Source organism: Leyella stercorea, assembly GCF_021531655.1.
Map to the genome: position 1 here is coordinate 1 of NZ_JADYUF010000066.1, position 11,762 is coordinate 11,762.

The following is an 11,762-nucleotide window of genomic DNA, read 5'->3' on the forward strand; positions in this document are numbered from 1 at the left end:
GTCGGGGGTGGGGCTTTTATATTATTATGAATACATTCTTCCACGCACAAGACCTTGGCGACCTCAATGCAGCGCTTGCCGAGGCAAAAGAGGTGAAGCGCGATCGCTTCCGGTTTCAGCATCTTGGCAAGAACAAGACATTGCTGATGATTTTCTTCAACAACTCGTTGCGCACACGTCTGTCTACACAGAAGGCTGCCATGAATCTTGGCATGAACGTCATAGTGCTTGATGTGAATGCCGGTGCATGGAAACTGGAGACCGAGCGTGGCGTCATCATGGACGGCGACAAGTCAGAACATCTGCTTGAGGCTATCCCGGTAATGGGCAGCTACTGCGACCTTATCGGTATTCGCTCCTTTGCCGGACTCACCGACCGCGAGTATGACTATGCCGAGACAATCGTTTCGCAATTCGTTAAGTACAGCGGTCGCCCCGTCTTTGCCATGGAGACAGCCACCGTGCATCCGCTTCAGGCGTTTGCCGACCTCATCACCATTGAGGAACACAAGACCAAGGCACGTCCTAAGGTAGTGCTTACGTGGGCTCCTCATTGCCGCGCATTGCCCCAGGCTGTGCCCAACTCGTTTGCCGAGTGGATGACAGCAGCCGATGTCGACTTCGTCATTACTCATCCTCACGGCTACGAACTCGACCCGAAGTTCACTGCTGGTGCCCGCATCGAGTACGATCAGATGAAGGCTCTTGAGGGTGCCGACTTCGTTTACGCCAAGAACTGGAGTTGTCCGGGCATTACCAATCCCGAAGACTACGGCAAGATATTGTCGAAAGACATGTCGTGGACTATCGACGACAAGCATATGGCAGTAACCGACAACGGCAAGTTCATGCACTGTCTGCCCGTACGTCGCGGCCTAATCGTCACCGACGACGTAATAGAGTCAGCCAATTCGCTCGTCATACCCGAAGCCGCCAATCGCGAGATCTCGGCAGAGGTTGTCATCAAGCGAATGCTTCAGGTGCTGTAAACCTTATTATATATATATTAGGAGGGTGTACATTCTCATATTTCTATGCAACACCAATGCGTAGAAATGAGAATGTACGCCCTCTTTTTGTGTAAAAATATGTATACAAAAGAAACGTTTAAGGTTTGTTTTAGTTAATCTTTGTTACCCTCCCGATTCAAATGTTATTTTTTTCTTTTTTTAATTATTTGAATTAAATTTGCAAAGGACAATCTAATCAGCTTGGATAAAAGACATGACGAATGTCATAGAAATAATTATATAAACCTAAAACAAACCAATATGAAATATCTTGACAAATCACTGCTGCTTGCTTTTATGGCCGTATTGGGTCAGAATCAAGTGCTGGCAGCGGACGGTACGCCTCCAAGTCTTACTAACTCAGCTATACAGCAGAGTAAGGTTGGCGTGACAATCAAAGGCACGATTGTCGATCAAAACGGAGAACCTATCATCGGTGCGAGTGTTGTAGAAGCTGGTACAACAAACGCAACAGTTACCGACATCGATGGTAATTTCACACTCAAAGCATCATCAGCCAATGCCGTACTTGACGTGACATACGTTGGTTTCACTTCACAGCAAGTGAAAGCAAAGAACGGTCATGTTGATCGAATTGTGCTGAAAGAAAACTCACACAGCCTGCAGGAGCTTGTAGTAGTAGGTTACGGTACTCAGAAGAAGGAGAACCTGACCGGTTCGGTATCGGCAGTCAATGGCGACGACATCGCTAAGCGTCCTGTAGCCAATGCTCAGGTAATGTTGCAGGGACAGGTTCCTGGTCTTCGTGTTAATCAGGGTTATGGCCAGCCTGGTTCGGAGAGTGTTTCGTTCCGTATTCGTGGTCAAGGTACTTTCTCATCAGCCGGTTCGGATCCGCTTATCCTTATCAACGGTGTTCCGGGCGATATGTCGTCGCTCGACCCAAGCGTAATTGAATCAATCTCTGTGCTTAAGGATGCTGCTTCGGCTGCCATCTATGGTGCCCGTGCTGCCAATGGTGTAATCTTGATTACCACCAAGGAAGGTACACAGGGTAAGACCCACATCTCTTATCATGGCAACGTAGGCCTACACTCTGCTACACGTTTGTACGACCGTGTTACAAACTCGGTAGAATATATGGAGTTGGCAAACTTGGCCCGCAAGAATTCAGAATTAGGCAGATTGTAAGATCCTGACGTAATTGAGGCTTACCGCAACAATGCAGGTAGCGACAAGTATCCAAGTTTCGACTGGCAGGACTACATGTTCCGTACGGCTGTGGTTCAGACACACAACCTCAATATGACTGGCGGTACAGAGAAGGCCACCTACAATGTAGCACTTAACTATGTAGACCAGCCGGGTACAATGCGTGGTTTCGACTACAAGAAGTACAACGCTACTGTCGATTTGACTGCTCACCTCACCGACTTCATCAAGTTTGGTACATATACCAGCATGATGTATGGCGAGATTGACCAGCCACGTCAGGGACAGTCGGACGCATTCCTTTCTACACTGTCGCAGGCCCCGACCTATATGCCTTGGCTTCCAGACGACGGAACTGGTGTGAAAAAGTGGACCAGCAGCGCATATCCGAATGAGGCACACAACAAGAATATGGTGGCTATCATCGGTGACAATGCCATGAAGCGCTGGCGCAACTTCGACATCAACGCTCAGATGTGGCTTGAAGTGAAGCTGCTGAAGGGCTCGACATGGTACACTAAGGGAGCTGCCAGACTCAACTCAAGCAAGTCCAAGGACTGGAGGGGAAGCTCAACACCAACATACAACTATCACACTGGAGAACAGTCGGGCACCCTTGATAAGGGTGGATCAGGTCTGACAGTATCTGACAGCCGTGTGTTCTACACCAACTTATATACATATCTGCGTTACGACCTCTCGCTGATGAACAAGGCTCATAACATCAGTGCTATGATTGGTTACAACCAGGAGAATGAGAAGACCGAGACATTGAGTGCTTACCGTAAGGAGTATACGTTCGATCTTCCTACTATCGATGCTGGTGGCACAGCGAATTGGTCGAACGGCGGTGGCGAGCAGGAATGGGCTATCCAGTCGCTCTTTGGCCGTCTGAACTACAATTTCAAGGAACGTTATCTCTTTGAGGCAAATATGCGTTATGATGGACATCACGTATTTCTAAGGAAAACCGTTGGGGAGTATTCCCGTCGTTCTCAGGTGCATGGCGTGTGACTGAGGAACCGTTCATTCAGAAGCTCAACTGTTCATGGCTCGACAACTTCAAGGTACGTGCAAGCTGGGGTCAGTTGGGTAACCAGAACATCGGACTCTATCCGTATCAGGCTATGATCTCGCATGTAAGCGACTATCCTTTCTCAAAGACAACTGACGGTGTAGTGTCTGGTTATCAGCAGACTGCCTATGCCAACAGAAACATCAAGTGGGAGACAACTACTATTACCGACTTCGGTTTCGACCTTAAAGTGCTGCGCGGTCTTAGCGTGACATTCGACTGGTATAGCAAGGTGACTAAAGACATTCTCCGTTCATCGCAGGTGTCATGACTTCTCGGATTGTCTGCACCTACCGTAAATAATGGAACTGTAAAGAACACTGGTATCGAGTTGGCTATCAACTATAGCGATATGGTTAAAAAGGGTGCTCTCGCAGGCATGCAGTATACTGCTGGTGTGTATTTCGACCGTTCGCGCAACAAGCTCACTAAGTTTGGTGCCGAGGAAATCGATGGTTACAGCATCCGTCGTGAGGGACTTCCTTACAACCAGTATTACATGCTGGAGTGCATCGGAGTATTTGCCGATCAGGACGAGGTAAACAACTCGCCCAAGCAATATAACGACAATACTAAGCCTGGCGACCTTAAGTATAAGGATATTTCAGGACCCGATGGTAAGCCTGACGGCAAGATTGACGACTACGACCGTCGTATATTCTCAGGACGCTTCCCTGGTTTTGAGTATGGCATCAACGCAAGTGCAAGCTGGAAGGGCTTCGACCTTTCGCTCATTGGTCAGGGCGTAGCAGACAAGAAGTTCTACACTAGCGAGTGGGGTGTACAGCCATTCCTCCAGGGTTCAGCACCCAACCGCGACTATCTTAAGGGGATGTGGACTGAAGAGAATCCGTATGGAGCAACACATCCGAAACTCTATTGGGACAATATGGGTGGCTCAAAGAATACAAGAGCTAACTCATACTTCCTCAAGGATGCGTCTTACTTCCGCTTGAAGAACATCACTTTCGGCTATACGTTGCCAAAGGTATGGACCAACAAGTTGGCGCTGTCGAGAGTACGCGTATACTTCTCGGGTGATAACCTCCTCACCATTACCTCGTACAAGGGGCTTGACCCGGAGCGTGCTTCTGACGGACGCGATGCAATGTATCCGCAGAACAAAATCTATTCATTCGGTATCAATGTAGAATTCTAAAAAAGCACTAACTATGAAATATATAAAAAACATATTCGCTGTGGGTGTGCTGGCGTTGGGATTGTCGTCATGTTCAGACTTTCTTGATAAGCAGCCCCCGTCTTCGCCGTCACAGAGCGTGTTCTGGAAGAGCAAGAGCGATTTTGAGTCGGCTATAGCGGGAGCATATTCTGTCGTGTACAACTGGCCGGGAGCATTGTCTGAGATTGTTCCTTGTTTCGACGGATTGACCGATAATGCCATTGGACGTCACAATGAAACAACATACGGTTCGGTACTCACCCTGGCAAAGGGTGACGTTACGCCTAATTCAGGCGGTTACGTATTACAGGTGTTCGACGTCTGCTACAAAGGCATAACAAGAGTACATCTTGTTATGGAGAACCTTGCCAATTATAATGGAGGTGACATAAGTGAAGAAGATCGCAAGCATATGCTTGGTGAATGTCACGCCTTGCGTGGATACTATTACTCATGGTTGTATGAATGCTATCGTGAAGTGCCGCTCGTAACTTCTACACTTACCACCGACAATATGTATCAGCCGAAGGCTTCGCGCGTAGACATCAAGAATCAGATTGTAAGTGATTACGATCAGGCTATTGCAAGTCTTTGGAACACTGCCTATAATACAGGTGAGGGCAAGGGACATTTCACCGCTGATGCAGTACGTGCTCTCAAGGCAAGAGTACTGCTGTTTGATGCATATAATGAAGATGGCACTGCCGACAAGACCAAGATGCAGGAAGTGTTGAACACATTGGCTGAAATCAGCAACTATACTCCTGAGAACAACTTGATGCCGCGCACACGCGACAACTTTATCACAGCCAATCAGGGTTCGTCGCCCGAGATAATGTTCTCGGTACGTTATCAGCAGCCTAACCTTACCAATAGCTTTGACCTCTACTTCGGTGCATGGGCATGTCTTGATCCAACAACCGACCTTGTCAATGCTTTCGAATGTACTGATGGCAAGAAGTGGGGTGAATCGCCTCTTACAGTTCGTCCTGATGAGAGCGTGCTCTATTCGTCATCTTCAACTGAAGCCCAGAAAAGAGCAGAGCGTGACAAGATGTTCCAGAACCGTGACGAGCGACTTGTGGATGCAGTGGTTAACACACGCTTTACAAGTTTTGAACGCGACGGACTTGCAGGTGCTGACAATGTTGAGGTGACAGAAACAGGTAATGCTTCATTCACTGGTTTTGGTGTAAAGAAGATACTGCAGCCCTCAAAGTCATTGGCTGACTATAGCACAGTGTCGGATGCTGACGTAGTAATTATGCGATATGCTCACGTGCTGCTTATGATTGCTGAGGCTGAGAATGAGGTTAACGGACCTACCGAAAAGGCTCTTAGGGCAATAAACGCTGTACGTACACGTTCGCATCAGCCTGCTATTGACGGAACTGGCCTTACACAGGCTGAGTTGCGTGAACGCATACGCAATGAATGGCGTGTGGAGACTTGCTTTGAAGGTTTGTGCTATTTCCAGTTGAAGAGATGGAAGCAGCTCCAGCAGGTTGTTGATGGTGTCGTGGATCCTGCTTATCCTAGCTACATAAAGGTGGTTAAGCCTGCCTTTGAGTTCTTCCCGTTGCCTCAGGGCGAAATCGACAAGGCTCATGGTGTGCTTGTACAGGATCCTAACTATCAGTAAATGAATTGCTGGTTATAGGTAATCATATGATTGGACGTTTATCGTGTTGTTATGAACAACTGCGGTAAGCATATATAAGAAAGGTGTGCCGAAATGGATTTGTATTGATAAATTCATTTTGGCACACTTCTTCTTTGTTTATTACAACTTATGTGTATCTTTGCATAACGTGACTTTTTCAAGAAACCTAAACCTATTATTTATATGAAATATCAAAGACTACTATTTGTTGCATCGCTGTTTTTAGGCTCGGTGTATGCGTCGGTTGCTTATGGCAGCAGCAATCAGCATTTGTCGGCAGATAACGGTAATGTATCCGGATTTACCAGATACAAGATGTCGGCTCCAAAGACTGATTTTGAAGTGAAGCAACAGAGCGACTCGGCAATGCAGTGGATGCACGATGCCAAGATTGGTATGTTCATTCATTGGGGACTGTATGCAGGTCCGGCGCATGGCGAATGGAACATGAACACCAAAGGCATAAAGCCTGAGGAATACCGTAAACTGGCTTATGCAGAAAGTGGCGACCAATGGTTCTGTTATAAGAACAACCGTATCTATGTTTATCTACTGGGCGAATACACTTCCGACGAACTTGCGTTGCCGGCTATGGACAAGGGCTATCGTGTACGCAAAGCCTATGCATTGGATGGAGGAAGTAAGGTGACTGTTAAGCAGAAAGGGCAGACGGTGACGCTCGGCGGACTGAAACCCAAGAAGGATGAGGTTAAGGTTATTGTGCTTGAACTCAATAAGAATATATGATAAGTAGATTTGCAGTTGTACTGTGCGCTCTGTTTGCTACTTGTGCATCATTGAGTGCGCAGAGTGGTGGGGCGCATCGTGTATGGTCGGACAAGCCTGCCTTTACGCAGGTTATTGAGAACGAGAATGAGCATGGGCTGACATCGTGCTTGTACGATGGCGTGTACGAGGGTGACACTGTTCTGTTGCAACCTATGGCTAAGTGCTTGCCTAATAAAACAAGATATTGGGAACAGGGCGAGGAGACCAACTATCTCAATATGTTGACTAATCTTCTGACGCGTGGCAAGTATCCCAATCCTGTGCGGTTGTGGGAACAGGAATCCTATTTTATAGGTAACGGACGCTTGGCTGCATCTGTGCTTAACGGTAGCGGGCGTGACAGATATGTGCTTAATGAGGTGTCGTATTGGTCAGGTGGACTGAACAAGGGAACCATAAACAGCAAAGGTGACAAGAGCTTCGGTGGAGAGAATGGTCCGGAGATTGGCGCTGATGGATTCGGAGGTTCGCAACCAGTAGGCGACTTGATTGTCGATTTCGGCTGTCCGGTAGCAAATAATAATTTCTGTAGAGCCATCTGTCTCGATGAAGGAACTATTAAGTCAACAGCTGTACGTAAGGGAATAGCTGTGGCGAGCACGTCGTTCTGTAGTTATCCGGATCAGGTAATGGTGGTGCATTATACTGCCGACAAAGATAAGGGGCTGGATGGCAAGATACTTTTTGCTACACATAGGAGCGATGATAGGACAAGTGCGGTTGGCAACAGGCTGACGCTGACAAGTCGTCTTGGTAATGGAATGACTGGTATGGCTGTTGTGGAAGTGCGCAATAGTGGAGGAAGTCTGACTGTTGAAGACGGTTGTCTTAAACTGGAAGGTGCCGATTCGTGTACATTGCTTATTGCTGTGGAAACCAATTATGTAATGGATTTCAAGCGGAATTTCCGTGGCGAAGATGCTGTACAACGTGCTAACAGGCGTCTTGAAGCCATAAAGAATACTGACTATTCCGCTCTTTCTGCCCGTCATATTGCCGACTATAAGGCTTTGTACGACAGACTGAGTCTGACTTTGGATTGTTCTGACGCTTCGCTTGCAGCTCTGCCAACGGCTGAACGTCTGACGGCATACAAGAATAGCCGTATGGATGTTGGGCTGGAAAACCTGATGTTCAATTTTGGACGCTATCTTATGATAGCATCGTCGCGCCCAGGTAGTCTGCCTGCTGGATTGCAAGGAATATGGAATGCGCGCATTAAAGCTCCATGGGGAAGCGACTATCACAGTAACATCAATCTGCAGATGGTCTATTGGTTGCCTGAGGTTGCCAATCTGAGCGAGTGCCATAATTCGCTGCTTGATTATCTGTATGCTATGCGTGAACCGTTCCGTATGTCTACCAATGAGTATCTTGAAGCGATAGGAAGTCACGACCGTACGAGCGATGGATGGATAGTCTATACGTCTCACAATCCGTTCGGCGGTGGTGGATGGCAGGTCAATCTGCCTGGTTCTGCATGGTATGCGCTGCATTTCTGGGAGCACTTTGCCTTTACACGCGACATTGACTATCTTAAGCGTATCGGTTATCCGGTGTTGAAGGAGATTAGCCAATATTGGGAACGCCATTTGAAGACCCTCGGTGAGGGTGGACAAGGCTTTGAGAGCGAATATAAGGCGGTGGATGTTGCCAAGTATCCCGAACTTGCCAATATAAAGGAAGGTACGCTTGTGGTGCCTAACGGATGGTCGCCTGAGATAGGACCGCGTGGTGAAGACGGTGTGTCGCACGATCAGGAGATAGTCTCAGCTCTCTTTGCCAATACTATACAGGCGGCACATACGCTTGGCGTTGATAAGGCTTTTGCCGAACGTCTCAGCAGTGAGTTGGCGCGTATGCATCAGCCTGGAATTGGCAAGATGGGCAATCTTATGGAGTGGATGATTGACCGTGATCCCGTTACCGACCATCGTCATACCTCGCACCTGTTTGCTGTGTATCCGGGAAACCAAATAAATATGGAGGAAACTCCGATGCTGGCTCGTGCTGCGCGTCGTTCTTTGGAGTTGCGTAAGACTTCGGGCAACAGTCTGCGTGCATTCGCATGGGCGTGGCGCTCGTGTCTGTGGGCAAGACTTAGGGATGGAGAGCGTGCTCACGATATGATTGAGGGATTGCTATGCAACAATACGCTCGACAATCTGCTAACTACGCAGAACCTGCCATTGCAAATGGATGCTAATTACGGAGTGGCTGCTGCAATGCTTGAAACTCTCGTACAGTCGCAGTCTGGTGTGATTGAACTTCTGCCAACATCTACAGTAAAATGGCCGTCAGGTTCTGTGAAAGGCGTAAAAGCACGAGGCAATATAGAAGTCGATTTGGATTGGAAAGACGGAATGGTGACACAATGGCGACTGTCTACTGCTGAACGCAAACCGTGCAAGGTGAAAGTAAAGGTAAACGGAGAGTATTTTGATGTTATGCCTGAAAGAAAATAGAACTCACTCAGTAGAAAATAAGAACTCTTTCGGCAGGAAATCGACAAATGTTCACCCTACTGAGACCTATATCACTACGTCGAAGGGTGGGGCAGTGGTTGAGATTCCTGCCAACTCGCTCAATATTTTCCGACTGAAATAAACGTGTTCTGAGTAGCGGAGGGGTACGCTACTCAGAATGCAAATATAGTACAGGCAGTAAAAAAGTGTTACAAAATAAAAATCGATTCTAGAGAATTGAAAAGCCGTTTTTGATGGTTTTTTCATGGCTATTCATCACGTTTCTTATCATTTAGGGCTTCTTTGCTTTCCTAAGGGACTACTTTTGGAATGCAAGGAAGCCCTTTTTGCATTGCAAAACGACTACACTTGGATTGCAAAAGGAGTACATTTGCAATGAAATGTACTCCTTTTTCGCAATAGCTCGTTGCATATTTCGAGCGAAAACATTGTAATATGCTGTGCTACTGCATATTACGCAAAACCGCTCAAAACTCGCGAATTTCGAGCCAAAGATTTCTTTGCTCGTTCAGTTCGCAGTTTTGAGCGGTTAAAAATGCAAATATTGTGTTGGGACGTAGGCTGAAAGCCCCACCCACGGCCCCTCCCCCGTAGGGAGGGGAGTAATATGCACTGCAAAATATAGGAGGTTATGGCGTCCTCGCCGTAGCCTGTGAAAGTTATCACACCACAACACCATAACATCATATCAACCTTGTAGCGCGGATACCTCCGCGTTACAATTTATCCGTAGATAATATTGCCGTTTTCGTCACGGTTTTCGTCGATGAACGACTTGTTGTACTGAGTCATACCGCGCAGCGACATACCCATGTTGGAGAAACCGCCGTCGTGGAACAGAGTCTGCATAGTCACCTTCTTTGTGAGGTCAGAGAACATCACAACACAGTAGTCGGCGCACTCGTCAGCGCTGGCATTGCCAAGAGGCGACATGCGGTCGCTGAAGTCGTACAGACCGTCGAAGCCCTTGATGCCGCTGCCGGCTGTAGTGAATGTAGGCGACTGAGAGATGGTGTTGATGCGCACCTTCTTCTCACGGCCGTAGATATATCCGAAGCTACGTGCAATCGACTCAAGCAGCGACTTGGCATCAGCCATATCGTTGTAGCCGAAGAATGTGCGGTGTGAAGCCACGTAGGTCAGGGCAAGTACCGAAGCCCCCTCGTTGAGAGCGTCGAGCTTCTTGGCTACCTGCAGCATCTTGTGGAATGAAATTGCCGAGATGTCGAGAGTCTTGTCAAGGAATCCGTAGTCCAGATCGTCGTAAGTACGCTTCTTGCGCATGTTCACGCTCATGGCGCATGAGTGCAGCACGAAGTCAATCTTGCCGCCCAATGCCTCCTGGGCCTTGACAAACAGGTTGTTCAAATCCTCTACCGATGTCGCATCAGCAGGGATGATGGTTGCGTTGGTCTTCTTTGCCAACTCGTCGATTGTGCCCATACGGCAAGCCACTGCTGTGTTGGTCAACACAATCTGTGCGCCCTCTTCTACGACACGTTCTGCTACTTTCCACGCAATCGATGCGTCATTCAATGCGCCGAAGATGATACCGCGCTTTCCTTTCAATAAATTAAAAGACATAGTTTTCTTTCTTATATTATATAATGTATATATGCTTTGTCTATGTTGCCGACTCTACGATTTTTCCATCGAATTCGTCTGTACATAACATAGATTAGCTTCGAATGTGGTGCAAAGGTATAACTTTTTGCACATCTAACAATGAAAGTGTGCATAAAAAGCTCTATTTATAGCAATTTTATTTGTTAATTGTCTTATTTCTGCACAAAACAAAAAGAATGTGCAATATAAAAACACCGTAACATCACAATAACATTCTAACATCACCCTACTACTATATAGCTATACAGATAAACTTTTACTCCATTCGGCTGAAAATCCCTAAAAATGCGCTGAACAGCCTTCTTTTGCTTGATATATCTCAATTTTAAATCGAAAATACGATTTTTCCAAAACTTTTTTCTCGAAATACTTGCACGGTAAAACTATTTGTTATACCTTTGCATCCGCTTTCGAGAACGAACGAAACCTCAAGCAAAACGAGATTAAGTAGTGTTCGGGAAGCGAAAAGAAAGAGTTCTTTGAAAAGATTTACATAAACAGACAAGTAGTACAAGAAGCAAGTCTTACATTATTTATAATGTGTAGATTTGGGTAATATACATACCGTTAATTCATTAAAAGATATACGGAAGCGTTCTGAAACAGATACAAACAATAAGCAAATTCCCGCTAAGTCTTAGAAAGGCCTAGTCGGCCCAGCAAGGCTTAACATCAAGGAATCTTGCTTAGTAAAAGATATTTTACAATGTAGAGTTTGATCCTGGCTCAGGATGAACGCTAGCTACAGGCTTAACACATG

5 protein-coding genes and 1 pseudogene are annotated in these 11,762 nt (G+C 46.8%); 5 read left to right on the forward strand and 1 reads right to left on the reverse strand.

Going from position 1 to position 11,762, the window contains the following annotated elements; translation table 11 throughout:
• The first annotated feature begins 26 nt into the window (after nucleotides 1-26).
• The 5 genes and pseudogenes from I6E49_RS13340 to I6E49_RS13375 all read left to right on the forward strand — a co-directional run bounded on the left by I6E49_RS13340 (nucleotide 27) and on the right by I6E49_RS13375 (nucleotide 9,355).
• Nucleotides 27-989 carry an acetylornithine carbamoyltransferase gene (locus I6E49_RS13340; RefSeq protein ID WP_235402930.1) on the forward strand — a complete coding sequence of 321 codons (963 nt, stop codon included), beginning with the start codon at nucleotides 27-29 and terminating at the stop codon, nucleotides 987-989.
• Nucleotides 990-1,271: 282 nt separating this feature from the next.
• Nucleotides 1,272-4,417 (forward strand): annotated as a pseudogene (locus I6E49_RS14680) (SusC/RagA family TonB-linked outer membrane protein).
• A gap of 13 nt (nucleotides 4,418-4,430) precedes the next feature.
• Nucleotides 4,431-6,080 carry a RagB/SusD family nutrient uptake outer membrane protein gene (locus I6E49_RS13365; protein WP_235402936.1) on the forward strand — a complete coding sequence of 550 codons (1,650 nt, stop codon included), beginning with the start codon at nucleotides 4,431-4,433 and terminating at the stop codon, nucleotides 6,078-6,080.
• Between the two features lie 204 nt (nucleotides 6,081-6,284).
• Entirely contained in the window at nucleotides 6,285-6,848 is a 564-nt protein-coding gene (locus tag I6E49_RS13370) for an alpha-L-fucosidase (RefSeq protein WP_235402938.1), read from the forward strand.
• The gene (locus I6E49_RS13375; protein ID WP_235402940.1) at nucleotides 6,845-9,355 is read left to right on the forward strand and encodes a glycosyl hydrolase family 95 catalytic domain-containing protein; all 2,511 of its coding nucleotides are present in this window, start codon (nucleotides 6,845-6,847) and stop codon (nucleotides 9,353-9,355) included. The genes I6E49_RS13370 and I6E49_RS13375 overlap by 4 nt, the downstream gene beginning before the upstream one ends.
• A 744-nt stretch (nucleotides 9,356-10,099) precedes the next feature.
• Here I6E49_RS13375 and I6E49_RS13380 read toward each other — a convergent pair.
• Nucleotides 10,100-10,960, reverse strand: coding sequence for an enoyl-ACP reductase FabI (locus I6E49_RS13380; protein WP_177862266.1), 861 nt, complete (start codon nucleotides 10,958-10,960; stop codon nucleotides 10,100-10,102).
• Between the last annotated feature and the right edge of the window lie 802 nt (nucleotides 10,961-11,762).

What these genes read in the sequence shown, in the direction of transcription:
- I6E49_RS13340 (WP_235402930.1), top strand. Translation starts at nt 27, where the DNA reads ATGAATACATTCTTCCACGCACAAGACCTTGGCGACCTCAATGCAGCG.
- I6E49_RS13365 (WP_235402936.1), top strand. Translation starts at nt 4,431, where the DNA reads ATGAAATATATAAAAAACATATTCGCTGTGGGTGTGCTGGCGTTGGGA.
- I6E49_RS13370 (WP_235402938.1), top strand. Translation starts at nt 6,285, where the DNA reads ATGAAATATCAAAGACTACTATTTGTTGCATCGCTGTTTTTAGGCTCG.
- I6E49_RS13375 (WP_235402940.1), top strand. Translation starts at nt 6,845, where the DNA reads ATGATAAGTAGATTTGCAGTTGTACTGTGCGCTCTGTTTGCTACTTGT.
- I6E49_RS13380 (WP_177862266.1), bottom strand. Translation starts at nt 10,960, where the DNA reads ATGTCTTTTAATTTATTGAAAGGAAAGCGCGGTATCATCTTCGGCGCA.